General features: G+C 61.9%; 16 protein-coding genes, 1 other RNA gene and 1 pseudogene. 11 read left to right on the top strand and 7 right to left on the bottom strand.

Features of this window, described 5'->3' with window-relative positions; all coding sequences use genetic code 11:
- Nucleotides 1–38: 38 nt before the first annotated feature.
- The 4 genes from guaD to xdhA all read right to left on the bottom strand — a co-directional run bounded on the left by guaD (nucleotide 39) and on the right by xdhA (nucleotide 6,149).
- Entirely contained in the window at nucleotides 39–1,343 is a 1,305-nt protein-coding gene (gene guaD / locus K1X80_RS20605; protein ID WP_057439512.1) for a guanine deaminase, read from the bottom strand.
- A 7-nt stretch (nucleotides 1,344–1,350) separates the two neighbouring features.
- A complete protein-coding gene (gene xdhC, locus K1X80_RS20600; protein ID WP_057960333.1) occupies nucleotides 1,351–2,193 on the bottom strand; it encodes a xanthine dehydrogenase accessory protein XdhC in 843 nt (280 codons plus the stop codon).
- 115 nt (nucleotides 2,194–2,308) lie between these two features.
- Complete coding sequence (xdhB, locus tag K1X80_RS20595; protein ID WP_220172491.1) at nucleotides 2,309–4,708, bottom strand: xanthine dehydrogenase molybdopterin binding subunit; 2,400 nt, start codon at nucleotides 4,706–4,708, stop codon at nucleotides 2,309–2,311.
- Nucleotides 4,701–6,149, bottom strand: a complete 1,449-nt coding sequence (xdhA, locus tag K1X80_RS20590) for a xanthine dehydrogenase small subunit (protein ID WP_057960331.1) — start codon at nucleotides 6,147–6,149, stop codon at nucleotides 4,701–4,703. The genes xdhB and xdhA overlap by 8 nt, the downstream gene beginning before the upstream one ends.
- A gap of 267 nt (nucleotides 6,150–6,416) precedes the next feature.
- Here xdhA and K1X80_RS20585 point away from each other — a divergent pair, with 267 nt between their 5' ends.
- The 6 genes from K1X80_RS20585 to ffs all read left to right on the top strand — a co-directional run bounded on the left by K1X80_RS20585 (nucleotide 6,417) and on the right by ffs (nucleotide 15,693).
- Entirely contained in the window at nucleotides 6,417–7,076 is a 660-nt protein-coding gene (locus K1X80_RS20585) for a GntR family transcriptional regulator (RefSeq protein ID WP_057439508.1), read from the top strand.
- A 2-nt stretch (nucleotides 7,077–7,078) separates the two neighbouring features.
- The gene (gene smc, locus K1X80_RS20580) at nucleotides 7,079–10,567 is read left to right on the top strand and encodes a chromosome segregation protein SMC (RefSeq protein ID WP_220172490.1); all 3,489 of its coding nucleotides are present in this window, start codon (nucleotides 7,079–7,081) and stop codon (nucleotides 10,565–10,567) included.
- A gap of 253 nt (nucleotides 10,568–10,820) precedes the next feature.
- A complete protein-coding gene (zipA, locus tag K1X80_RS20575) occupies nucleotides 10,821–11,684 on the top strand; it encodes a cell division protein ZipA (protein ID WP_057444921.1) in 864 nt (287 codons plus the stop codon).
- A gap of 88 nt (nucleotides 11,685–11,772) precedes the next feature.
- Nucleotides 11,773–14,130, top strand: a complete 2,358-nt coding sequence (ligA, locus tag K1X80_RS20570) for an NAD-dependent DNA ligase LigA (RefSeq protein WP_169989639.1) — start codon at nucleotides 11,773–11,775, stop codon at nucleotides 14,128–14,130.
- A 155-nt stretch (nucleotides 14,131–14,285) separates the two neighbouring features.
- A complete protein-coding gene (locus K1X80_RS20565) occupies nucleotides 14,286–15,452 on the top strand; it encodes a putative zinc-binding metallopeptidase (protein WP_186625615.1) in 1,167 nt (388 codons plus the stop codon).
- 144 nt (nucleotides 15,453–15,596) lie between these two features.
- An RNA gene (gene ffs, locus K1X80_RS20560) (signal recognition particle sRNA small type) lies at nucleotides 15,597–15,693 on the top strand.
- Nucleotides 15,694–15,840: 147 nt separating this feature from the next.
- On the opposite strand, the gene K1X80_RS20555 is transcribed toward ffs, so the two are convergent.
- Nucleotides 15,841–16,743, bottom strand: a complete 903-nt coding sequence (locus tag K1X80_RS20555) for a DUF2167 domain-containing protein (RefSeq protein ID WP_057960327.1) — start codon at nucleotides 16,741–16,743, stop codon at nucleotides 15,841–15,843.
- 190 nt (nucleotides 16,744–16,933) lie between these two features.
- The gene (locus K1X80_RS20550) at nucleotides 16,934–17,248 is read right to left on the bottom strand and encodes a helix-turn-helix domain-containing protein (protein ID WP_029298195.1); all 315 of its coding nucleotides are present in this window, start codon (nucleotides 17,246–17,248) and stop codon (nucleotides 16,934–16,936) included.
- 458 nt (nucleotides 17,249–17,706) lie between these two features.
- Here K1X80_RS20550 and K1X80_RS28610 point away from each other — a divergent pair.
- The 3 genes and pseudogenes from K1X80_RS28610 to K1X80_RS20540 all read left to right on the top strand — a co-directional run.
- A pseudogene (locus tag K1X80_RS28610) lies at nucleotides 17,707–17,988 on the top strand (PAS domain-containing protein); the annotation flags it as partial.
- Between the two features lie 216 nt (nucleotides 17,989–18,204).
- The gene (locus tag K1X80_RS20545; protein ID WP_374068243.1) at nucleotides 18,205–19,272 is read left to right on the top strand and encodes a methyl-accepting chemotaxis protein; all 1,068 of its coding nucleotides are present in this window, start codon (nucleotides 18,205–18,207) and stop codon (nucleotides 19,270–19,272) included.
- An 18-nt stretch (nucleotides 19,273–19,290) separates the two neighbouring features.
- Nucleotides 19,291–20,982 carry a bifunctional diguanylate cyclase/phosphodiesterase gene (locus K1X80_RS20540; RefSeq protein ID WP_128592860.1) on the top strand — a complete coding sequence of 564 codons (1,692 nt, stop codon included), beginning with the start codon at nucleotides 19,291–19,293 and terminating at the stop codon, nucleotides 20,980–20,982.
- Here the strand turns inward: K1X80_RS20540 and K1X80_RS20535 are convergent.
- Entirely contained in the window at nucleotides 20,961–21,728 is a 768-nt protein-coding gene (locus K1X80_RS20535) for an ABC transporter substrate-binding protein (RefSeq protein ID WP_057960324.1), read from the bottom strand. The two genes, K1X80_RS20540 and K1X80_RS20535, sit on opposite strands and share 22 nt — an antisense overlap.
- Nucleotides 21,729–21,862: 134 nt before the next feature.
- On the opposite strand from K1X80_RS20535, the gene dnaX reads away from it, so the two are divergent.
- Nucleotides 21,863–23,914, top strand: coding sequence for a DNA polymerase III subunit gamma/tau (gene dnaX, locus K1X80_RS20530; RefSeq protein WP_198799607.1), 2,052 nt, complete (start codon nucleotides 21,863–21,865; stop codon nucleotides 23,912–23,914).
- 66 nt (nucleotides 23,915–23,980) lie between these two features.
- Nucleotides 23,981–24,319, top strand: a complete 339-nt coding sequence (locus K1X80_RS20525; RefSeq protein WP_057439500.1) for a YbaB/EbfC family nucleoid-associated protein — start codon at nucleotides 23,981–23,983, stop codon at nucleotides 24,317–24,319.
- Nucleotides 24,320–24,446 lie beyond the last annotated feature (127 nt).

Raw genomic sequence — 24,446 nt, 5'->3', positions numbered from 1 at the left:
AAGCCCGCTCCCGCATTGGTTTGTGGTGCCCTTCAAAATCAGCGTTGATGCACCAGTTGGCCGGCTGCATACGTCTGCATCACCGCCCGATCATCCCCCAGCGTCATCAACACAAACAACGTCTCGGCAATGTCCTTGGCCTGCTTCAAGCGATAGCTGAGCAGTGGCGTGGCGTTGTAGTCCAGTACCAGGAAGTCGGCATCGGTGCCCGGCTGCAGGGTGCCGATCTTGTCTTCCAGGCGCAGCGCTTTGGCGCCGCCCAGGGTCGCCAGGTACAGCGATTTGAACGGGCTCAGACGTGCGCCCTGCAATTGCATGACCTTGTAGGCCTCGTTCAGCGTCTGCAGCAGCGAGAAACTGGTACCGCCCCCCACATCCGTGCCCAGGCCCACATTGAGCTGGTGCTTCTCGGCCATCGGCAGGTTGAACAAGCCGCTGCCGAGGAAGAAGTTCGATGTCGGGCAGAACGCGACCGCTGAACCGGCTTCGGCCAGGCGCGCGCATTCGTCGTCGCACAGGTGTACGCCATGGGCGAATACCGAACGTTCCCCCAGCAGCTTGTAGTGGTCGTACACGTCCAGGTAGCCGCTGCGCTCCGGGAACAGCTCCTTGACCCATTGCACTTCCTGCAGGTTTTCACTGATGTGCGTCTGCATGTACAGGTCCGGGTATTCCCCCAGCAACTGCCCGGCGAGGGTCAACTGTTCCGGTGTGCTGGTAGGCGCGAAGCGCGGCGTAACGGCGTAGTGCAAACGGCCTTTGCCGTGCCAGCGCTCGATCAGTGCCTTGCTCTCCTGGTAGCCGGATTCGGCGGTGTCGGTCAGGTAGTCCGGCGCATTGCGGTCCATCATCACCTTGCCGGCGATCATGCGCAGGTCGAGCTTCTCGGCGGCCTCAAAAAATGAGTTCACCGATTGCGGGTGCACGCTGCCGAACACCAGGGCGGTGGTGGTGCCATTGCGCAGCAGTTCCTTGATAAAGATATCCGCCACTTCTTCGGCGTGGGCTTTATCGGCGAACTGGCTTTCACAAGGGAAGGTGTAGGTGTTGAGCCAATCCAGCAGTTGTTCGCCGTAGGCCCCGACCATGCCGGTTTGCGGCAGGTGGATATGAGTGTCGATCAGGCCGGGGGTGATCAGCGCGTCCTGGTAATGGGTGATTTCGATATCGGCCGCCAGCGTCGGCAGCAATTCGCTGGCATGCCCGAGGGCGCTGATCTGGCCGTTGTCGATCACCAGCAGGCCGTCCTCGAAATACTCATAGGAGGCGTCAATCCCGACGATGGCGGGGTCGGCGAGGCTGTGCAGAATGGCGGCACGGTAGGCTTTACGAGTCAAAGGCATGGTCGTCTCAATTCATAGCTTGGCTGCGGCGAGATACCGGCAGCAGTTTGGCAATGGGTTCGGCGCTCGCGGTGTGCTGGCCGAAGTTGGCGTTATAGGTGGCGATGATCTCGCCGGCGATGGAGATGGCGATTTCCACCGGCAATTTGCCCTTCACCTCGGTGAGGCCCATGGGGCAGCGCATGCGTTGCAACTGCGCAGCCTCGAAGCCGCGCTCACGCAGGCGGTGTTCAAACTTGACGCGTTTGGTCTGCGAGCCGATCAGGCCGAAGTAGGCAAAGTCATTGCGCTTGAGCAGGGCGGCGGTCAGTTCCAGATCCAGTGGGTGATTATGGGTCATGACGATGCAGTAACTGCCCGCAGGCAGGTCGGCAATTTCATCGACCGGCTCTTCGCTGACGATTTTACGCACGCCCTGGGGGATATGCTCCGGGAATTCCTGTTCCCGCGAGTCGATCCAGCGCACCCGGCACGGCAGGCTGGCCAGCAGCGGCACCAGGGCGCGACCGACATGGCCGGCGCCGAACACGGCAATCTGCGCCTGCACCTGGCCCATGGGTTCGAACAGCAGCACGGTGACGCCGCCACAGCACTGGCCGAGGCTGGCACCGAGGCTGAAGCGCTCCAGATGGGTGTTGTGCTGACCGCTGGCGAGCATGTCGCGGGCGATCTGCATGGCCTTGTATTCCAGGTGGCCGCCGCCGATGGTGTCGAAGGTTTGCGCGGCGCTGACTACCATCTTCGAACCGGCATTGCGCGGCGTGGAGCCGAGCTCTTCGATAATGGTCACCAGCACGCAGGGTTCACCCTGGTGTTGCAGGTCGGCGAGGGCGCTGATCCAGTTGTTCATGTCTACCTCAACATTGCTGTTGTCAGTCAGGCCGTCATCGCGGGCCAGCCCGCTCCCACAAGGGAATGCATTCCAAATGTGGGAGCGGGCTTGCCCGCGATGGCAGCACCTCGGTCTAGAGCGAAGCCATCTCGGTCTCAGCCTCAACCACCGTCGCCGCCTGCAATTGACGCATCTGCTCACAGCCCCACAACACCCGCTCCGGGGTCGCCGGCGCATCAATCTTCGGTTGATGGCGATAGTCACCCAGGCTCGCCACCGCATCCTTGATCGCGCACCACGAAGCAATCCCGAGCATAAATGGCGGTTCGCCCACGGCCTTGGAATGGAACACCGTGTCCTCCGGGTTCTTGCGGTTTTCTACCAGTTTGACCCGCAAATCCAGGGGCATGTCCGCCACGGCCGGAATCTTGTAGCTGGCCGGGCCATTGGTCATCAGCTTGCCCTTGTTGTTCCACACCAGCTCTTCCATGGTCAGCCAGCCCATGCCCTGGATAAAGCCGCCTTCGACCTGGCCAATGTCGATGGCCGGGTTCAGCGAGGCGCCCACGTCGTGGAGGATGTCGGTGCGCAGCATCTTGTACTCGCCGGTCAGGGTGTCGACGATCACTTCGCAGCAGGCCGCGCCGAAGGCGAAGTAGTAGAACGGCCGGCCCCGCGCCTGGCTGCGGTCGTAGAAAATTTTCGGGGTCTTGTAGAAGCCGGTACTCGACAGCGACACCTGGGCGAAATACGCCTGCTGGATCAGCTCCTCGAACGTCAGGATCAGCTCACGCACCCGCACATGGCCGTTGTGGAATTCCACATCCGCCTCGCTGACGTCGTACTTGCGCGCAGCGAACTCCACCAGGCGTTGCTTGATGGTTTCGGCGGCGTTCTGCGCGGCCTTGCCGTTCAGGTCGGCGCCGCTGGAGGCGGCGGTCGGCGAGGTGTTGGGCACCTTGTCGGTGTTGGTCGCGGTGATCTGCACCCGGTCGATTTCCACCTGGAAGATCTCGGCCACCACTTGCGCGACCTTAATGTTCAGGCCCTGGCCCATCTCGGTGCCGCCATGGTTCAAGTGGATGCTGCCGTCGGTGTAGATATGGATCAACGCGCCGGCCTGGTTGAGGAAGCTGGCGGTAAACGAAATACCGAACTTCACCGGCGTCAGCGCCAGGCCCTTTTTCAGGATCGGGCTGTGGGCGTTGTACAGGCGGATCGCTTCGCGGCGTTCGGCGTACTGGCTGCTGGCCTCAAGCTCGGCGGTCATTTCTTCGAGCATGTTGTGCTCGACGGTCTGGTAGTAGTGGGTGACGTTGCGCTCGGTCTTGCCATAGTAGTTGGCCTTGCGCACGGCCAGCGGGTCCAGGGCCAGATGGCGGGCGATGGCGTCCATCACTTCCTCGATGGCGACCATGCCTTGCGGGCCGCCGAAACCACGGTAGGCGGTGTTGGAGGCGGTGTTGGTCTTGCAGCGATGACCGTTGACGGTGGCATCGCCCAGGTAATACGCGTTGTCAGAGTGGAACATCGCCCGGTCGACAATCGAGTTCGACAGGTCCGGCGAGCAGCCGCAGTTACCCGCCAGGTCCAGATTGAACCCGTGCAGGCGGCCGTTGTCGTCGAAGCCCACGTCGTATTCGATGTAGAACGGGTGGCGCTTGCCGGTCATCAGCATGTCTTCGACCCGTGGCAGGCGCATCTTGGTCGGCTGGCCGGTCAGGCGCGCCACCACTGCGCACAGGCATGCCGGGCTGGCGGCCTGGGTTTCCTTGCCGCCAAAACCACCGCCCATGCGGCGCATATCCACCACGATTTTGTTCATCGACACGTCCAGTACTTCGGCCACCAGTTTCTGCACTTCGGTGGGGTTCTGGGTGGAGCAGTAGACGATCATGCCGCCGTCTTCGGTGGGCATCACCGAGGAGATCTGGGTCTCCAGGTAGAAGTGTTCCTGGCCGCCGATATGCAGGGTGCCCTGGATACGGTTTTTCGCGCTCGCCAGGGCGTTCGCCGAATCACCGCGCTGGTGGGTGTGGCTGTCCAGCACGAAATGTTTATTGCGGAAGGCCTCGACCACATCCAGCACCGGCTCCAGGTCTTCGTATTCGATCACCGCGGCCATGGCCGCCTTGCGTGCGGTTTCCAGGTCGCGGGCGGCGACGGCCAGGACTACCTGGCCGACGAACTGCACGGTGTCGATGGCCAGCAACGGGTCGCCGGGCATCAGCGGGCCGATGTCTTTCAGGCCCGGTACGTCTTCGTGGGTGATGACAATGCGCACACCGTCAAAGGCGTAGCAGGGTGCGGTGTCGATACTGAGGATTCGGGCGTGGGCGCGGTCGGACATGCGCGCATACAGGTGCAACTGGTTGGGGAATTCCAGGCGATCATCAATGTACTGCGCTTCGCCCGACACATGCTTGGCGGCGCTGTCATGCTTGACGCTACGCCCGACCCCGGACGTCAGGTCCTGGGCAAACTGCGCGGCCATTTCGGCTTGGGTTTTTACCACGGCGTGATGGTTAGACATAAGCGGTCACCCGAGTCTCGATGTGCGGCGTTTGCAGTTCGATGAAGTATTTGCGCAGCAGGTTCTGGGCGCTGAGCAGGCGGTATTCCTTGCTCGCACGGAAGTCCGACAGCGGGGTGAAATCCTCGGCCAGGGCCGCACAGGCTTTCTCCACGGTGGCGCTGTTCCAGGTGGCGCCGATCAGCAGGGCCTCGCAGTGTTGTGCGCGTTTGGGGGTGGCGGCCATACCACCGAAGGCGACGCGGGCATCGCTGATCACCCCATTGTCGATCTTCAGATTGAAGGCCGCGCAGACTGCCGAGATGTCATCGTCCAGGCGCTTGGAAACCTTGTAGGCGCGAAACAGCGCGTGGCCCTTGGGCACGATGATCTTCTCGATGAACTCACTGTCCTGACGGGCAGTGACGCGGTAGTCGATAAAGTAGTCTTCCAGGGCCAGGGTGCGGCGCACGTTGCCCTTGCACAGCACGATCTGCGCGCCGAGGGCGATCAGCAGCGGCGGTGAGTCACCGATGGGCGAGGCGTTGCCGATATTGCCGCCGAGGGTGCCCTGGTTGCGGATTTGCAAGGAGGCGAAGCGGTGCAGCAGGTCGCCGAAGTCCGGGTACTCGTGGTGCAGCGCGCTGTAGCAGTCGGAGAGGGCGGTAGCGGCGCCGATTTCCAGGCGGTCGTCAAAGGTCTCGATGCGCTTCATGGCTTCAATGTTGCCGACGTAGATCATCACCGGCAGCACGCGGTGGAACTGGGTGACCTCCAGCGCCAGGTCGGTACCGCCGGCCAGCAGCCGGGCTTGGGGGTAGGCGTCGTAGAGGTCGGCCAGGTCGGCGACGGTCAGGGGCACCAGGCAGCGTTTGTCGCCGCTGTTCAGTTCGCCGGTTTGCGTCGGCGCGATGGCCTTGAGGCGGGCGATGGTCTGCGCCTCGCGGCTGTCGAACTGGTCCTGGGGCTTGTTGCAGCAGGCTTGCTCGGCAGCGGCCAGGATCGGCCGGTAGCCGGTGCAGCGGCACAGGTTGCCGGCCAGGGCTTCGTGGGCCTTGGCGCTGTCGGGGGCGTCGCTGTTTTTTTGCAGGGCGAACAGCGACATTACAAAACCGGGGGTGCAGAAACCGCATTGGGAACCATGGCACTCGACCATGGCCTGTTGCACGCTGTGCAGTTGGCCCTGGTGCTTGAGGTCTTCCACGGTGATCAGTTGTTTGCCGTGCAGGGATGAGACAAACGTCAGGCACGAATTGAGGCTGCGATAGCGAATCTGCTCGGCACCTTGCTCGTCGGTATGCAGCTCGCCGACTACCACGGTGCAGGCACCACAGTCGCCGCTGGCGCAGCCTTCCTTGGTTCCGGATTTGCCCAGGTGCTCACGCAGGTAGTTGAGCACAGTCAGGTTCGGGTCCAGGTCATGCTCGCTACGGAGCTCCTGGTTGATTAAAAACTGGATCACGGAAGGCCTCGCAGACTCATTATTGTTGTTAACCGCTTTGCGCCGAATCTAGTCATGTCTGACTTTTCGGTCAACGATTTTCTGACCAGAAGGTCAAGAAAATGCGATTGCAACACCTTTGATTATGGTTCAGATCCCTGTAACCGCCGTTTTCAGGGGCGCCTGGGCTTTATCGTCTGCTTATTTCATGCCAAATTCGGCGTTGCTGGCTCAGTGATTGCGCTACACTGCCGCCCTTGTACCGATAGCAGATTTTGAAGGGAAAACATGACGTTCAAGGCGCCGGATAGTCTTGCCGAGCAAATCGCTCACCACCTCGCCGAACGCATCATTCGCGGCGATCTCAAGCCTGGGGAGCGGATCCAGGAACAGAAAGTCACGCTGGCGCTCAATGTCAGCCGTGGCTCCGTGCGCGAAGCCTTGCTGATCCTCGAGCGACGGCACCTGATCGCCATCCTGCCGCGCCGTGGCGCCCACGTCACCGAGCTCACCGCGCACAAGGTGCAGAGCCTGTGCACGCTGATGAGCGAGCTGTACATCCTGCTGGGCAATGCGGTCGCCGAAGGCTGGCAGACCCAGGCCGACATGGCGCCCTTCGTGCAGATCCAGCAACGGCTGGTGAGCAATTTCGAGCGCCAGGACATCCGCGCTTTTGTCGAAGAATGCTTCAATGTCATGCGCGCCGCGTACCCCTTTGCCAATAACCCATACCTGCAGGAAACCGTCGAAAATCTGCAACCGGCGATGAACCGCGCCTATTACCTGGCCCTGGATCAACGCAAGGCGTCGATGAGCGAGTACCTGGCGCTGTTCGAGCAACTGCTCGCCGCTGTACTGGCCCGTGATCTGCCGCAGATCCGCCAAGTGCTCTCGGCCTATGGCCAGCGCAGTTGTTCACTGGTTATCGCAGCCCTGGCGGACGCCTAAGCGTGCGGCTCAAGTGCATCAAACTGGCGGGGTTCAAATCCTTCGTCGACCCGACCACGGTGAACTTCCCCAGTAACATGGCGGCAGTGGTCGGGCCCAATGGCTGCGGCAAGTCGAACATCATCGACGCCGTGCGCTGGGTGATGGGCGAGAGTTCGGCGAAAAACCTGCGTGGCGAGTCGATGACCGACGTCATCTTCAATGGCTCCACCAGCCGCAAGCCGGTCAGCCAGGCCAGCATCGAACTGGTGTTCGACAACTCCGACGGTACCCTGGTGGGTGAATACGCTGCCTACGCGGAAATCTCCATCCGCCGCAAAGTGACGCGCGACAGCCAGAACAGTTACTTCCTCAACGGCACCAAGTGCCGGCGCCGCGACATTACCGACATCTTCCTCGGCACCGGCCTGGGCCCGCGCAGCTACTCGATTATCGAGCAGGGCATGATCTCCAAGCTGATCGAAGCCAAGCCCGAGGACCTGCGCAACTTTATCGAGGAAGCGGCCGGCATCTCCAAGTACAAGGAGCGCCGCCGCGAGACCGAAAACCGCATCCGCCGCACCCACGAAAACCTCGCGCGCCTGACCGACCTGCGTGAAGAGCTGGAGCGCCAACTGGAGCGCCTGCACCGCCAGGCCCAGGCCGCCGAGAAATACCAGGAATACAAAGGCGAAGAACGCCAGCTCAAGGCGCAACTCTCGGCGCTGCGCTGGCAGGCCTTGAATGACCAGGTGGGCCAGCGCGAAGCGATTATCGGCACCCAGGAAATCAGCTTCGAAGCCCTGGTGGCTGAGCAGCGCAATGCCGACGCCAGCATCGAACGCCTGCGTGACGGTCACCATGACTTGTCCGAGCGCTTCAACCTGGTGCAGGGCCGCTTCTATTCGGTGGGCGGCGATATTGCGCGGGTCGAGCAGAGCATCCAGCACGGCCAGCAGCGCTTGCGCCAGTTGCAGGATGACCTGAAGGAAGCGGAGCGCGCGCGCCTGGAAACCGAGTCGCACCTGGGCCACGACCGCACCTTGCTGCTGACCCTCGGCGAAGAGCTGGACATGCTCACCCCCGAGCAGGAAATCACCAGCGCCGCCGCCGAAGAGGCCGCCGCCGCCCTGGAAGAATCCGAAACCACCATGCACGGTTGGCAGGAGCAGTGGGATGCGTTCAACCTGCGCTCCGCCGAACCGCGGCGCCAGGCTGAGGTGCAGCAGTCGCGCATCCAGCAACTGGAAACCAGCATGGAACGCCTGGCCGAGCGCCAGCGCCGGGTCCTGGAGGAGCGCGCCTTGCTGGCCGCTGCCCCGGAAGACGCGGCGATCATGGCGCTGAGCGAGCAGCTGGCCGAAAGCGAAATGACGCTCGAAGAGCTGGAAGCCAGCGAAGAACAGCAAGTGGAGCGCCTGGAGCAATTGCGCCAGGAACTGCAGCAGGCGACCCAGGCGCAGCAGCAGGCCCAGGGCGATTTGCAGCGCCTCAACGGGCGCCTGGCCTCCCTTGAAGCCTTGCAGCAGGCGGCACTGGATCCCGGCACGGGCACCGCAGAATGGCTGCGTGACCAGCACCTTGCCGAGCGTCCGCGCCTGGCCGAAGGCTTGAAGGTCGAAGCCGGTTGGGAACTGGCCGTGGAGACCGTGCTTGGCGCGGATCTGCAGGCGGTGCTGGTGGATGACTTTGGCGGGTTTGATTTGGCCGGTTTCACCCAGGGCGACTTGCGTCTGCTCAGCCCGGCAGCCGATGGCACCCGCGTGCCGGGCAGCCTGTTGGATAAAGTCGAGGCGCCGATTGATCTGTCGCCCTGGCTGGGCCAGGTCAAGCCGGTGGAATCCCTGGAACAGGCCCTGGCGTTGCGTGGCCAATTGGCCTCTGGCGAAAGCCTGATCAGCCGCGACGGCTACTGGGTCGGCCGGCACTTTTTGCGGGTGCGCCGCGCCAGTGAAGCCGAAAGCGGCGTATTGGCCCGTGGCCAGGAAATCGTCAACCTGAGTGCCGAGCGCGAAGAGCGCGAGGCGACCCTGGAGTCCCTGGAAACCCAACTGCAAACCCTGCGCGCCACCCAGCGCCAGCAAGAGACCGGCCGCGAACATTTGCGCCGCCTGTTGCAGGACGAAGCGCGCCAGCAGGGCGAACTGAAAGCCCAGCTCTCGGCCAGCAAGGCCAAGGCCGAGCAGTTGACCCTGCGCCGTACCCGTCTCGATGAAGAAGTGGCCGAGATGGGCGAACAGCGCGCCCTCGAACATGAACAAGTCGGCGAAGCGCGCCTGCAGTTGCAGGACGCCCTCGACAGCATGGCCCTCGACACCGAGCAGCGTGAACTGCTGCTGGCCCAGCGTGACAGCCTGCGCGAACGCCTCGATCGGGTACGCCAGGAAGCGCGCCAGCACAAGGATCACGCCCACCAGTTGGCGGTGCGCCTGGGCTCGTTGCGCGCTCAGCACGATTCCACGCGCCAAGCCCTGGAGCGCTTGGAGATGCAGTCCGAGCGCCTGACGGAAAAGCGCGAGCAACTGAGTCTCAACCTGGAGGAGGGCGAGGCGCCCCTGGAAGAGCTGCGCTTGAAGCTCGAAGAGTTGCTCGATAAACGCATGAGCGTCGACGAAGAACTCAAGACCGCGCAGATCGCTCTGGAAGACGCCGACCGCGAACTGCGCGACGCAGAAAAGCGCCGGACTCAGGCCGAGCAGCAATCACAATTGATCCGCAGCCAGCTCGAACAGCAGCGCATGGAATGGCAGGCCCTGACGGTGCGCCGCAAAACCTTGCAGGATCAGTTGCTGGAAGATGGCTACGACCTGCACGGCGTGCTCAATACCTTGACCGCCGAAGCCAACGAGAAAGAAGCCGAAGAAGAACTTGAGCGCATTGCCGCGCGCATTCAGCGACTCGGCGCGATCAACCTCGCCGCCATCGACGAATACCAGCAGCAGTCCGAGCGTAAACGTTACCTGGATGCCCAGAACGCCGATCTGGTGGAAGCCCTGGACACCCTGGAAAACGTCATTCGCAAGATCGACAAGGAAACCCGTAACCGCTTCAAAGATACCTTTGATCAGATTAATGGCGGTTTACAGGCCTTATTCCCAAAAGTTTTCGGCGGTGGCAGCGCTTACTTGGAACTGACGGGCGAAGATCTACTCGATACAGGGGTAACGATCATGGCGCGGCCTCCGGGCAAGAAGAACAGCACCATCCATTTGTTGTCCGGCGGCGAGAAGGCCCTGACCGCATTGGCCCTGGTGTTTGCCATCTTCAAGTTGAACCCGGCGCCGTTCTGCATGCTCGATGAAGTTGACGCGCCGCTGGATGACGCTAACGTTGGACGCTATGCCCGCCTGGTTAAAGAGATGTCCCAGACGGTGCAGTTCATCTATATCACCCACAACAAGATCGCCATGGAAATGGCGGATCAATTGATGGGGGTGACCATGCATGAACCGGGCTGTTCGCGACTGGTGGCGGTGGATGTGGAAGAGGCGATGGCGATGGTGGAAAGTTAGCGCCAAGTTGCTAGCTTCAAGGGGCGTGAGTGTCGGCTTGAAGCTTATGATTTGTAGCTTAATTCCTGCGTCAGCCGACACATTTTGCGCCAACTGTGTAAAGTTATCTTTGGTCGTGCTAGTTTAATGTCAATTTTTCGTATGCGTGGGCAAAACGTCAGTCAGAACATAGAGTTGGCGCCACGTTTTAAAGCGGTTTGCACGGTGCTAAACCCCTTATTTTTCAGCATTTTTTATAGAGGCAAGGGATTACATGGAAATCGGTCTGCGCGAGTGGCTGATCGTCATCGGCATTATTGTAATAGCCGGTATTCTTTTTGATGGCTGGCGCCGTATGCGCGGCGGCAAGGGCAAGCTGAAATTCCGTCTGGACCGTAACCTGTCCAATTTGCCCGACGACGACGGCGCTGCCGAGCTGCTGGGGCCGCCCCGTGTCCTGGACACCCATAAAGAGCCGCAGCTGGACGAGCACGACCTGCCGTCGATGAGCGCCCCGGTGCGTGAAGCCCGCGAACCGTCGTCCAAACGTGGCAAGCGCGGCAGCGCTGCTGTGGCCGAGCCGCATCAGGGCGACCTGAACCTCGACGTGGACGAAGGCCCGAGCTTCAGCAGCCGCGATGGTGATTTCCCGGATGAAAGCCCGGCCAAGAGCGCGCCACGTGAGTCCACCAAGGACCAGCCGGCAGCTGAAGAAGTGCTGGTGATCAGCGTGATCTGCCGCGACGCGGCCGGTTTCAAGGGCCCGGCGCTGTTGCAGAACATCCTGGAAAGCGGCCTGCGTTTCGGCGAGATGGATATTTTCCACCGTCACGAAAGCATGGCCGGCAACGGTGAAGTACTGTTCTCCATGGCCAACGCGGTCAAGCCGGGCACCTTCGATCTGGACGATATCGACCTGTTCAGCACCCCTGCCGTGAGCTTCTTCCTCGGCCTGCCAGGCCCGCGTCACCCGAAACAGGCGTTCGACGTCATGGTGGCCGCAGCCCGCAAGCTGTCCCAGGAGCTCAATGGCGAGCTCAAGGACGACCAGCGCAGCGTGCTGACCGCCCAGACCATCGAACACTACCGTCAGCGCATCGTCGAGTTCGAGCGTCGCGCCCTGACACAGAAACGCTGAGGACGGGTCTTCAGCGTTGTCAGTAGAATTAAGCGCACTAACATATTGAGCAGCTTCGGCTGCTCTTTTGCTTTATGAGAGAACACCCATGACCGCCGCCCACACCCGCATACTCGAGCTGCGCGCTGAACTGGATCAGCACAACTACCGTTACCACGTACTCGACGAGCCGAGCATTCCGGACGCCGAATACGACCGGCTGTTCCACGAACTCAAGGCGCTGGAAGCCGAGCACCCGGACCTGGTGACTCGCGACTCACCGACGCAGCGGGTTGGCAGTGCGGCGCTGTCGGCCTTTACCCAGGTGCGTCACGAGATCCCGATGCTCAGCCTGGGCAACGCCTTTGATGAAACCACCATGCTGGAGTTTGATCGTCGCGTTACCGAGGGCCTCGACCTGCCGGTGGGCGATCTGTTTGGCGGTGGTGCGGCGGTGGAGTACAGCTGCGAACCCAAGCTCGATGGCCTGGCGGTCAGCCTGCTGTATCAGGATGGCGAGTTGGTACGCGGCGCGACCCGTGGCGACGGCACCACCGGCGAAGACATCAGCGTGAATGTGCGCACCGTGCGCAATATCCCGCTGAAACTGCAGGGCACGGGCTGGCCGGCAACGCTGGAAGTGCGCGGTGAAGTGTTCATGTCCAAGGCCGGTTTCGAGCGTTTGAACGCCACGCAACTGGAAGTCGGCGGCAAGACCTTCGCCAACCCGCGTAACGCGGCGGCGGGCAGCCTGCGCCAACTCGACTCGAAGATCACCGCCAGTCGCCCCCTGGAGTTCTGCTGCTACGGCGTGACCACGGACATCAGCGACACCCATATCGGCAACCTCCAGCAGTTGCAGAAGTGGGGTATGCCCATCAGCCACGAGTTGAAGCTGGCCAAGGGGATTGAGGATTGCCTGGCGTACTACCGCGACATCGGTGAGCGGCGTAACAGCCTGCCCTATGAAATCGACGGTGTGGTGTTCAAGGTCAACAGCATCGCCTACCAGCGCGAATTGGGCTTTCGCGCCCGCGAGCCGCGCTGGGCCATCGCCCATAAGTTTCCGGCGATGGAAGAACTGACTGAATTGCTCGACGTTGAATTCCAGGTCGGCCGCACCGGCGCGGTGACGCCGGTGGCGCGCTTGAAGCCGGTCAAGGTGGCGGGAGTCACCGTATCCAATGCGACATTGCACAACATGGACGAAGTGGCGCGCCTGGGCTTGATGATCGGTGACACCGTGATCATCCGCCGTGCCGGTGATGTGATCCCACAGGTCGTGTCGGTGGTTACCGAGCGTCGCCCGGAAAATGCCCGCGCCGTGCAGATCCCGGAAAGCTGCCCGGTGTGCGGTTCCCATGTGGAGCGCACGCAACTGGTCAAGCGCAGCAAGGGCAAGGAAACCGTCAGCGAGGGCGCGGTGTATCGCTGTGTCGGGCGCCTGGCCTGTGGTGCGCAGCTCAAGCAGGCGATTATCCATTTTGTCTCGCGGCGGGCCATGGATATCGACGGCCTGGGCGACAAGACCATCGAGCAGTTGGTCGATGAGAAACTCATCGGCTCGCCGGCGGACCTGTACAAGCTCAAGTACGAACAGATCATCGACCTGGAAGGCTTCGCCGATGTTTCCAGCAAGAAACTGATCGCCGCCATCGAAAACAGCAAGACCCCAACCCTGGCGCGGTTCATCTACGCCCTGGGTATTCCCGATGTGGGTGAGGAAACCGCCAAGGTCCTGGCGCGTTCCCTGGCGTCCCTGGAGCGTGTGCAGCGGGCGTTGCCGGAAGTGCTGACGTACTTGCCGGATGTGGGCCTGGAAGTGGCGCACGAGATCCACAGCTTCTTTGAAGACGGGCACAACCAGCAGGTGATCGGCGCGCTGCTGTCGCCGGACGAGTGCGCGCTGGTCTTGCAGGACCAGGGTGAGCTGAGTGCCGAGTTCGCTGCCAGTACCACCCTGGGCGGCCTGCTCGACAAGTTGCATGTACCTTCCGTGGGGCCGGGAGCCGCGCAGAAGCTGGCGGACAGGTTTGGCTCCCTGGAGGGTGTTATCCAGGCCGATTGGCTGGATATGCGCCAGGCGCTGCCGGAGAAGCAGGCCAAGGCCGTGCGTGAGTTCTTCGATAACCCGGACAATGCCCATCGTGCGCTGGCCATCGAGCAGCAGCTCAAGGACTTCGGCATGCATTGGCAGAGCGAGAAGAAGGTGGTTGAAGGCTTGCCCGAGGCGGGGCATACCTGGGTGCTGACCGGCTCGCTGGAATTGATGAGTCGCGACGTGGCCAAGGCAAAGCTCGAAAGCCTGGGGGCCAAGGTGGCGGGTTCGGTCTCGGCGAAGACCCATTGCGTGGTCGCCGGGCCGGGTGCCGGCTCGAAACTGGCCAAGGCCAGCGAGCTGGGGCTGAAGGTCCTGGACGAAGAGGCTTTTGTCGCCTTCCTGGCCAGCCATAACATTCCCCTCTGATGACCGTTCCCACGCTTTGCGTGGGAATGCATTCCAGGACGCTCCGCGACCCAACAGCGGACGTAGAGGCCCATGGCGTCATTGCCAGGCAGAACGTGGGAACGATCTTGCGCGGTAAATGATCTAGTCTTGGGCACGCCTCTGGAGAGATCGCCATGTACCGCTTCTTCGAACAGCTCAGTTCGCGCATCGCCGCGCCATTCATGGGCGGGGCTTCGCGCAACAGCAAGGTCTGGCAGTGCCGTTGCGGGCAATCCCTGTTTTTTCGCAACAGCCAATGCCTGGCCTGTTCGGCGCTGTTGGGTTACCTGCCCGAGCAAGGCCGGCTGGCGTCCCTGCAACCGGGGTCAGTGGTCGATACCTGGCTGCAGGACGACAACCTCGACGCCGGCGCCTGGCGTCGCTGCGCCAACCTCGATACCCCTGCGGCCTGCAACTGGCTGATCCCGGCCTACAGCACCGCGCCGCTGTGTGTGGCGTGCAGCCTTAATCGCACCATTCCCGACCTGTCGATTCCGGAAAACCCCGAGCGCTGGCGCAAGGTGGAAACCGCCAAACGCCGGCTGGTGGCGCAATTGATCAGCCTGGGGTTGCAGGTGATCCCCAAAACAGTCGACGAGACCAATAGCCTGGCTTTTGACTTCGTGGGTATCGACCTGGCAGGCAAGGCCCCCACCACGGGCCATGCCAATGGCTTGATCACCCTGGATATCAAGGAGGCCGACGACGAGCACCGCGAGAAAATCCGCGTGCAGATGCGCGAGCCGTACCGCACCTTGCTCGGTCACTTCCGCCATGAGGTCGGCCACTACTATTGGGATCGCCTGATCGCCGGCAGTCATTGGTTGCAGCCGTTTCGCAGCCTGTTCGGCGACGAACGCGCCAGTTATACCGACGCCCTCGACCAGCACTACCAGAACGGCCCGCGCCCGGACTGGCAGCAAACCTGCGTCAGCGCTTACGCCACCATGCACCCCTGGGAGGACTGGGCAGAAACCTGGGCCCATTACCTGCACATGATGGACGCGGTCGACACCGCCCTGGGGTTTGGCATGAGCGCACGGGAGATGGACCTGGACTACCAGCCATTTCCCCTCACCACCCTCTATGACCCGCAGCACCCTGGCGGCGCGGCGTTCCTGTCGTTCGTCAACGCCTGGATCGAGCTGGCCGGCATGCTCAACGAACTGTCCCGCAGCATGGGGCAGCCGGATTTCTATCCCTTCGTGCTACCGCCGGCGGTGATTGCCAAGTTGCACTTCATCCACTTGGTGATCCAGGAAGAGGGCGGCCGTGCGGATGAGGTATTGAAAGCCCAATGATCAAAAGGTGCGAGGGTGTTCTTGAGGGCTATGGCAAGTACTTGAACCTCTTGGCTTTTTAATCCTGCGCCAACGGTTGTAACTTCCGATGAGATCGGTACAATGGCCCCGCTTGCCGAGAGGCCAGCGTCGTTATGGTGACCCCATCGGTCCCCCCGCAACGATTACCCGTGAACCTGGTCAGATCCGGAAGGAAGCAGCCACAGCGGGAACATTGTGTGCCGGGGTGTGGCTGGTGGGGTTGCCTCCATAACGCCCCCTCGCAACAACCCTCTTGTTTATTCCGCTATCCAATTCATCAGAATTTTTCACTTGCCCAGGCCTGATTGCGCCCGAGGCCAAGCTATTTGTACGCCGCGATTGCTCGCGGCGTTTTCGTGTGTGGCGATCAGCCTTTGTTGCGGTTGAAGAACTTGCGTGCGCCTGCCAGCAACGCCACCACGCCAATCACCAGAAACTTCTTGGCGGCCAGCAGGAAGATGCCGATCTTGGCAAATAGCCCGGCCTTGCCGGCAATCCCGCCAGCGACCAGTGCGGCCAGGCCATAAGAGGCCAGCTTGTCGGTGCTCGGGTTGTAGTCGGTGTAGAGGTTGCCGTCGGTGAAGTTGGTGAAGGCCAGGACCTTGGGCAGTTCCTGCTTGATGGTGGGCAGGTCGGCCATGGCGGCGACGGCGTTGAGTTCCAGCACGCCCTCGCGGCCCAGCACGCGGATGCTGTAGTTGAGGGTGTTCTGCTCGGCGTCGTCGGCTTTCAGTTCCCGGGCCCAGTACATCTTGTGGGACGGTTGATCGTAGTGCGGCGGTTCGGCCCAGCCCAGCAGGTGCAGGCCGGCATAGCCTTGCTTCTGGCGTTCCTTGTTGTCCTCGGCATCGTCTTCCTGCATTTGCTTGAGCAGTTCGGTGTAGTCGATTTTTGCCGCATCTTCGTCGGAAATATGCCCGTCGTCCTTGTAGCTGACAATCACGCCCCAGCCGCGTGCCGACAGTGGGCTGACGGCCTTGGGCACGATCATGCCCAGGGTGTTGAAGCCCGGGGGGTTGCCCCAGCCGTCGGTGAGCAGACGTTCGGTGTCGTTGGGATCCAGATAGTAGAACTCGTCGTTGAGCTTGAGCGTAGCGATGCCGCCGGGCAGGGTGACGGTGCCGGTTTGCTGCTTGAGGGAGGCGAGGAAGTGCTCGGCGGTTTCGGCGGGTGCGCTGGCTTCGACTGGCGCCGGGGCTGCGGTGGCATAGACCGGTGCGGCAGGCAGGCTCAAGGCGGCTGCCGCCACCAGCAGGCGGAGGTAGTTCATGGTAGTCCCTTACATTTTGAAATAACTTCGCGAGAGGATACCGAATCTGCCTGGGCCGCGCGAGTATGCTGGCAAAAGGCGTGGCCCAGCGCCTGCCAGGAGAGGGGCTGTCCGGTCGGATCATGTCAGTAGGCAAAGAGCAAAGAACAGGCGACGTCAGTGGCCTGCTCTTTTTTATGTCGTACGAGCTCTAAGGCTTGGACAAGGCCTGGTCTACCGCCGCTATCAGCTTTCCCAGATCCTTCGGGGTGGCTTTATGAATGACACCGAACAGATAAGCGCGCTGTTCTTCCTCATCGCCCAGATCGGCAAAAAAGACTTTCAGCTTCACTCCCAAGGCCTCCGCAAACAAGAACAGAGCGTCAACGCTGGGTGTATAGGTGCCGGTTTCGAAGCGGCTAATGGTTTTAGGGTCAAAACCGGTTTTCTCACCTAGTTCAGCCTGAGTAAGCCCCGCTACCTTTCGGTAGCGTCTGATGGCTGGACCCAAACTTGAAATTTGCATCGCTCAATTCCCATTTAGAATCAAGAACTTAACGATAAATATTGGCATTAGACAACGGCACGCACCATCACCTTTTCTTGCAAAATGTGATGTAATTCGTAGAATCGGCGTTTAGGACAAGTATTTGGCGGTGTCGTTTCACAGGGCACCTTTATGAAACAGGAAATCATTGCTTTCTCCTCACTTTCATAAAGGTAGTTGCAAAACAGTTGCTTGGCCGCAGCGCCAAGCTCGCTCTTGCGCGCCCACGCAACCCTCGCCTTTCACACCAGACGCTCGAATTAAAGCCTAGTTGATCTTCGCTAAACCGAAGGTCAGGTGCTGGGCAAAACCTGGTTTGGCTGCCCAATGGCGCCAGCCAGCCCATTGACGGTTTACCCGTCTGGAAATACCCCTCCATCTGCAGGATCTATCCGATCCTGAGCAGGTGGATCGAATGCTGTCCATGGAGCTTTAAAGTGCGCGTCAATTTGCCGGTCACCACAGTTGAACAGACTTTCGGGGAGCAGCAACGGCTCATTTCCGCAACTGACATCAATAGCCACATTACTTACTGCAACGACGAGTTTGCCGCCATGAGCGGCTTCACCCAGGCTGAACTGATAGGCAGTACCCACAATCTGGTGCGCCACCCGGACATGCCGCCCGCGGTCTTTGAGCTGATGTGGCGCTACCTCAAGGCCGGCCAGAGCTGGATGGGCGTGGTCAAGAACCGCTGCAAAAACGGCAACTTCTATTGGGTCAGCGCCTATGTGACGCCGATCCTCGAAGACGGTCGCCTGGTAGGTTATGAGTCGGTGCGGGTCAAGCCGACGCGCGAGCAGGTGCGGCGTGCCGAAGCGCTCTACGCACGTTTGCGTGCCGGGCGTTCGGCGGTTTCGCCGTTGCAGCGCCTGGGCCAGGTCGGCAATGCCCTAGCCGTTCCCGCCTTGGCGGCAGTGCTCGCTGGCGGGGCGATGCAATGGTTGCCGGGCGGGTGGGCCCAGGCCTCTGTGGCGCTGCTGTTTCTCGGCCTCGGCGCCTGGGCGCACCTGCGTCTGGGGAGGCAGCTCAAGCAGATTGTCGAGCACACGCCCAATACCTTTTCCGACCCTATCAGCGCCATGACCTACAGCGATGCGCTGGGTCCGGCTGCGCAACTGGAAATGATCCTGATCAGCGAAGAGGCGCGCTTGAAAACCGCGCTCACGCGTCTGAGCGACCTGGCCACCCAGATGGCCGAGGCTGCTGCTCATTCCAGCATGTTATCGGGCACCACCGAGTCGGCGCTGCTGGAGCAACGCGCAGAAACCGATATGACCGCCGCCGCCATGACCGAAATGGCCGCGTCCATCGCCGAAGTGGCAACCCACGTCCAGCAGACCGCCAGCGAAGCCCGCACCGCCAATGACCTGGCTGAGCAGGGCAGTCATGTTGTCGGCACCACACGCGAGGCGATTCAACTGCTGGCCAGTACTGTCACCCAGATCAACCAGGCGGTGGGCCATCTGGCCGACCAGACCCAGGAAATCCGTGTGGCCGCTAGCATGATCCAGGCCATCGCCGACCAGACCAACCTGCTGGCCCTGAATGCCGCTATCGAAGCGGCGCGGGCCGGCGAGCAAGGCCGTGGCTTTGCCGTGGTGGCCGATGAAGTGCGGGCGCTGGCGGGCAAGACCCGGCAGTCGACCGAACAGATCCAGGGCATCATCCAGAGCTTGCGTGCCGGGGCCGATCAGGCGGTGGACATTGCCAGCACCGGTATTCAAGAGGCCGAGCAAGGCGTGCAGCAGGTACTGCAAGCGCAACAGGCACTGCTGGGCATTCGTCAGGCGGTGGAACGCATTACCGGCATGAGTCAGCAAATGGCTGCAGCCTCACAGGAACAATCCCACGTCGCAGAGGATGTTTCACAACAGATCAATAACGTCGCGGCCACGGTACAAAAGACAGCGGGCAACGCCAACGCTGCAGTCACCCGGGGCCGGGAACTTGAAAGCATCTCTTCCGGGTTGCGTGCCCTGGTCGAGCGGTTCAACCGCTAGCCACCTAGAGCCACATTCATGGATGAGAAATACCGCAGGGCCGTGGATGCCGCCGCCATTTTCTCCGAGACAGACCTCACCGGCCGCATCACCTACGTCAACGACCAATTCTGCGACATGTCCGGCTACAGCCGCGACGAGTTGCTGGGGCGTAACCACCGGATCCTCAGCTCCGGATTGCACCCTGCCGGGTTTTTCCAGGGCATGTGGCGCACCATCACTGAAGGCCGGGTCTGGCGCGGGGAAATCTGTAACCGCGCCAAGGATGGCTCGTTGTACTGGGTCGATAGCACCATGGTGCCGCTGGTCGATCAGCGTACCGGGAAGGTGCAGAAGTACGTGTCGATTCGTTTTGACGTCAGCGAAAAGCGTCAGTTGCTGCAGACCCTGCAATGGCGGGTCGGTCACGATGTGCTGACCGGGCTGCCCAATCGCGCTTACCTCTCCGAATTGCTCGTGCAGTCCCTGGAGTTTTCCCGCAACGAGCAAATCCCCCTGGCGGTGTGCATGCTCGACCTGGATGGCTTCAAGGCCGTCAACGACGGCTATGGGCATGCCAGTGGCGACTTGTTGCTGGTGGAGGTTGCGCGCCGTCTGCGTGAGATTATTCGTGGCGAAGATGTGGTCGCCAGGCTGGCCGGTGACGAGTTTGTACTGATCCTGCGCTACGTGCGCGATGCCGATGAGCTTAACGGCGCGCTGCGGCGGATCCTCACGGCCATCTCCGAGCCGTATTCGATCCAGGGCGCGCAGATCAACGTGTTTGCCAGTATCGGTGTGACCTTGTTCCCCCTGGACGATGAGGACGCCGATACGTTGCTGCGCCATGCCGACCAGGCCATGTATGTGGCCAAGCAAAGTGGGCGCAACCGCTACCAGCTGTTTGACGTGTCCCTGGAGCAGGAGGTCAAGGCCACCCACCAGACGGTCCAGCAGATTCGCCAGGCCCTGGCGGCGGGGGAGTTGTGCCTGCACTTCCACCCCAAGATCAACCTGCGCCACGGCCAGGTGGTGGGGTTTGAAGCGTTGCTGCGCTGGCAGCATCCGATGCGCGGGTTGGTGGCGCCCAAGGATTTCCTGTCGTTGATCGAGCAGACCGACCTGATCGTGGATGTCGGCGAGTGGGTGATGGATCAGGTGCTGGCGCAGATGCGTCAGTGGCAGGAGGCTGGGCACTGCTGGCCGGTCAGCGTGAACATCGCGGCCCGGCATTTCCAGCGTGCGGATTTTGTCGAGCGCCTGCAGCAACTGCTGGCCCAGCATCCCGATGTCGCGCCACACATGCTTGATCTGGAAATTGCCGAATCGGTGGCCATCGACCATATCCAACGGGTCACCGAGCACCTGGCGGCGTGCCAGGCGCTGGGGGTGCGGTTTTCCCTGGATGATTTCGGCACCGGCTATTCCTCCCTCAGCTACCTCAAGCGCCTGCCGACCCAGACCATCAAGATCGACAAGTCGTTTGTGCGTGACATCCTGCACGACAAGGACGACCTGGCCTTGACCCAGGCGGTGATCGGCCTGGCCCGGGCATTTGGCCGCGAAGTGATCGCCGAGGGCCTGGAAACTCTTGAACATGGCCAGTTGCTGCTGCGCATGGGCTGCGAAGTGGCCCAGGGTTATTACTTCGCCCAGCCCATGCCGGCTGACGAGGTGCCGGCCTGGGCCGCCGGGTTTGACCTGCTCAACTATGGTGCGGGCGACGATTGAGGCGGGCGCTCGCGGTCACCGGTGTAGAGCCTGATGATGCCGTCAATCTCCCCCGACATCTTCATGCGCAGCAATGTGCGCAAAATGTGCTGCACGGGCAGGGCTGGGTCGTTACGCACGTAGCAGCCCAGGCTCTGCTCCTCGATCACGGCCACTACGTGCAGCCTGCGGTCCACGGGTAGCCGCTGATTGAAGCGCTCCAGGGCCCATTCGTTGGTGACGGCATACCTGAAGCGTCCCGCCACCAGCTTGTGCAGCACTTGCTCTTCGCTGCGGGCGTCGTCGCGCTGCAGCTGGCCGTTGGCGAACAGCGGCTCGAGAGTCGGGTAGCTGTAGTTGAGCACGGTGCCGATATTCTGCGCAGCCAGCTTCGCCACATTCACCGACAACGGCGGGGCGTGGACGCTGACCAGCACATTACGCTGCACCAGCAAGGGGATGCTCCAGACATAATCGCCGGACAGGTTGCTCAGCCACGCCTGTGCGACGTAGCAGCGCACATCAATTTCGCCATGCTCCATGGCTGGGGCGATGCGGGCTCGGGCCAATACCTGGAACTGCGCCGGATGGCCAACCTGGGTGGCCAGGCTTAACATCAGGTCATACAAAATGCCCTGGGTCGGCTGGCCGGCCTCGATCTGCACCAGGGGCATGGCCCAGCTGTCGGAAATGGCGAAGCGCAACGGGGCGGGTGCCGCCAGGCTCAGTGTGGTGATCATCCATAAAGCGCCCAGGACTACGCGCATAAACTCTCCGAGATCAGCCCTTGGGAGGGGAGGCCACTACCAGCTTAGTCAGATTAGGCGAGCGTGCCGGATGCAATTTCGCCCCTGCTCCGCTAGCATTACCGGCTTCCGCTTCCCAGTTGCGACGGTTTTCGATGAGTTATCAGGTTCTTGCACGTAAATGGCGTCCGCGCTCGTTCCGCGAAATGGTCGGCCAGACCCATGTGCTCAAGGCTCTGATCAATGCCTTGGACAGCCAGCGGCTGCACCACGCCTACCTGTTCACCGGCACTCGCGGGGTGGGCAAGACCACCATTGCGCGGATCATTGCCAAGTGCCTGAACTGTGAGACAGGCATCACCTCCACCCCCTGCGGCACCTGCTCGGTGTGCCGGGAGATCGACGAGGGGCGCTTTGTCGACCTGATCGAGATCGACGCCGCGAGCCGCACCAAGGTCGAGGACACCCGCGAACTGCTCGACAACGTGCAGTACGCCCCCAGCCGTGGCCGCTTCAAGGTCTACCTGATCGACGAAGTGCACATGCTTTCCAGCCACTCCTTCAACGCCCTGTTGAAAACCCTGGAGGAGCCGCCGCCCTACGTTAAATTCATCCTGGCCACCACCGACCCGCAGAAACTTCCTGCAACGATTTTGTCGCGGTGCCTGCAGTTCTCCCTGAAGAACATGACCCCCGAGCGGGTGGTCGAGCATTTGACCCACGTGCTGGGGGTGGAGAACGTGCCGTTCGAAGACGACGCGCTGTGGCTGCTGGGCCGCGCCGCCGATGGTTCGATGCGCGACGCCATGAGCCTGACCGACCAGGCCATTGCCTTCGGTGAAGGCAAAGTGATGGCCGCTGATGTGCGCGCCATGCTCGGCACCCTCGATCACGGGCAAGTGTTTGACGTACTGCATGCGTTGATCGAAGGCGATGCCAAGGCGCTGCTCGAAGCCGTGCGCCATTTGTCGGAGCAAGGCCCGGACTGGAATGGCGTGCTCTCGGAAATTCTCAACGTGCTGCACCGCGTCGCTATCGCCCAGGCGCTGCCTGAAGGGGTCGATAACGGCCACGGCGACCGCGACCGCGTGTTGGCCCTGGCCCAGGCGTTGCCGGCCGAAGATGTGCAGTTCTACTACCAGATGGGCCTGATCGGGCGCCGAGACCTGCCCTTGGCCCCGGACCCGCGCGGCGGCTTTGAAATGGTCATGCTGCGCATGCTGGCGTTCCGCCCGGCGGACACCGCCGATGCGCCGAGACAGCCGCTAAAGCCAGTGGGGATCAGCCAGGCCACAGTTGATTCCGCCAAACCAGTGGCTGGCGCGGCGGTCGTCGCGCCAGTGATCGCGCCGGAACCTGTGGCAGTCACTGCCGCCCCGGTCGCGGTTGAGCCGGTGGCGCCTGTAGCGGTGCCGGAGCCGGTTGCCGAGCCTGAGCCCGCGCCTGTGGTCGATCTGCCCTGGAACGACCCGGTAGAGGCCGTGGCCGAGCAGGAGCCTGCAGTCGAGGCCGTGCTGGAAACCACCAGCGAGCAGCCCGAGCTCACGCCCATGCCCACGCCGACCCCCGACAGCGCAGTGCCGGACGCGCCGGAATGGGTCGCCGCCCCCGTGCCCGAGCCGACCATCGCCGAAGTGGACGCCGCTACCCCCGGCATCGACCTGGATGACGAACCGCCGCTGGACGAAGATTACATCGAGCCGGACATGGATTCGGCCTACAGCTACCTGGACGACCTGGCCAGCGAACACACCGCCGAGCCCGCGCCGGAGCCCGAGGCAGAACCTGCCGCGATGCCGGCCACCGGCCTCGCCCTGCAATGGCTGGAGCTGTTCCCGAAATTGCCGATCTCCGGCATGACCGGGAGCATCGCCGCCAACTGCACGCTGATTGCCGTCGATGGCGATCACTGGCTGTTGCACCTGGACCCGGCCCACAGTGCCCTGTTCAACGCGACCCAGCAGCGCCGCCTCAACGACGCCCTGAATCAGTTCCACGAACGCACCCTGACGGTGACCATCGAGCTGATCAAGCCCGAGCAGGAAACCCCGGCCCAGGCCGCCACCCGTCGCCGGCTCAACCGCCAGCGCGAGGCCGAGGAGTCGATCCAGGCCGATCCGCTGATCCAGCAGATGATGGAGCAGTTTGGCGCGGTGGTGCGACACGATACTATTGAACCTGTCGAAGCCCAGGCTGCAGCGGGCTGATAATTGCAGGCGCCGTGCCTTGAGGCTCGGCGCCGTATTGATCCACGTACTTTTGAGGTGATTCCCATGATGAAAGGTGGCATGGCCGGCCTGATGAAGCAGGCGCAGCAGATGCAGGAAAAAATGGCCAAGATGCAGGAAGAACTGGCCAACGCCGAAGTCACCGGTAAAGCCGGTGGCGATATGGTCAGCGTGGTGATGACCGGTCGTCACGACATCAAGCGTGTGAGCATCGACCCAAGCGTATTGCCGGGCATTGGCGAAGACGACCTGGAAATGCTCGAAGCCTTGTTCGCTGCGGCCGTCAACGACGCCGTGCGCAAGATCGAAGCCAACAGCCAGGACAAAATGTCCGGCGTGACCGCGGGCATGCAACTGCCGCCGGGCATGAAGCTGCCGTTCTGATCGACTCGCGCGACTGCAAAAATGCCAGGCATCGTGCCTGGCATTTTTGTTTGTGTCGGGCACAATCGAACGTCAGCCTTGCAATGGCTGTCTGCACTCTATACCGCTGAATTCAATCACCGATATA

Origin of the sequence: Pseudomonas sp. So3.2b (assembly GCF_019464415.1) — a bacterium.
Taxonomy (GTDB): Bacteria; Pseudomonadota; Gammaproteobacteria; order Pseudomonadales; family Pseudomonadaceae; genus Aquipseudomonas; species Aquipseudomonas shahriarae.
The sequence above is the reverse complement of the archived record's forward strand: the minus strand, read 5'-3'. Positions and strand labels throughout refer to the sequence as shown.

What these genes read in the sequence shown, in the direction of transcription:
- xdhC (WP_057960333.1), bottom strand. Translation starts at nt 2,193, where the DNA reads ATGAACAACTGGATCAGCGCCCTCGCCGACCTGCAACACCAGGGTGAA.
- xdhB (WP_220172491.1), bottom strand. Translation starts at nt 4,708, where the DNA reads ATGTCTAACCATCACGCCGTGGTAAAAACCCAAGCCGAAATGGCCGCG.
- ligA (WP_169989639.1), top strand. Translation starts at nt 11,773, where the DNA reads ATGACCGCCGCCCACACCCGCATACTCGAGCTGCGCGCTGAACTGGAT.
- K1X80_RS20545 (WP_374068243.1), top strand. Translation starts at nt 18,205, where the DNA reads ATGCAATGGTTGCCGGGCGGGTGGGCCCAGGCCTCTGTGGCGCTGCTG.
- zipA (WP_057444921.1), top strand. Translation starts at nt 10,821, where the DNA reads ATGGAAATCGGTCTGCGCGAGTGGCTGATCGTCATCGGCATTATTGTA.
- K1X80_RS20565 (WP_186625615.1), top strand. Translation starts at nt 14,286, where the DNA reads ATGTACCGCTTCTTCGAACAGCTCAGTTCGCGCATCGCCGCGCCATTC.
- K1X80_RS20555 (WP_057960327.1), bottom strand. Translation starts at nt 16,743, where the DNA reads ATGAACTACCTCCGCCTGCTGGTGGCGGCAGCCGCCTTGAGCCTGCCT.
- K1X80_RS20550 (WP_029298195.1), bottom strand. Translation starts at nt 17,248, where the DNA reads ATGCAAATTTCAAGTTTGGGTCCAGCCATCAGACGCTACCGAAAGGTA.
- guaD (WP_057439512.1), bottom strand. Translation starts at nt 1,343, where the DNA reads ATGCCTTTGACTCGTAAAGCCTACCGTGCCGCCATTCTGCACAGCCTC.
- dnaX (WP_198799607.1), top strand. Translation starts at nt 21,863, where the DNA reads ATGAGTTATCAGGTTCTTGCACGTAAATGGCGTCCGCGCTCGTTCCGC.
- K1X80_RS20525 (WP_057439500.1), top strand. Translation starts at nt 23,981, where the DNA reads ATGATGAAAGGTGGCATGGCCGGCCTGATGAAGCAGGCGCAGCAGATG.
- K1X80_RS20585 (WP_057439508.1), top strand. Translation starts at nt 6,417, where the DNA reads ATGACGTTCAAGGCGCCGGATAGTCTTGCCGAGCAAATCGCTCACCAC.
- K1X80_RS20540 (WP_128592860.1), top strand. Translation starts at nt 19,291, where the DNA reads ATGGATGAGAAATACCGCAGGGCCGTGGATGCCGCCGCCATTTTCTCC.
- K1X80_RS20535 (WP_057960324.1), bottom strand. Translation starts at nt 21,728, where the DNA reads ATGCGCGTAGTCCTGGGCGCTTTATGGATGATCACCACACTGAGCCTG.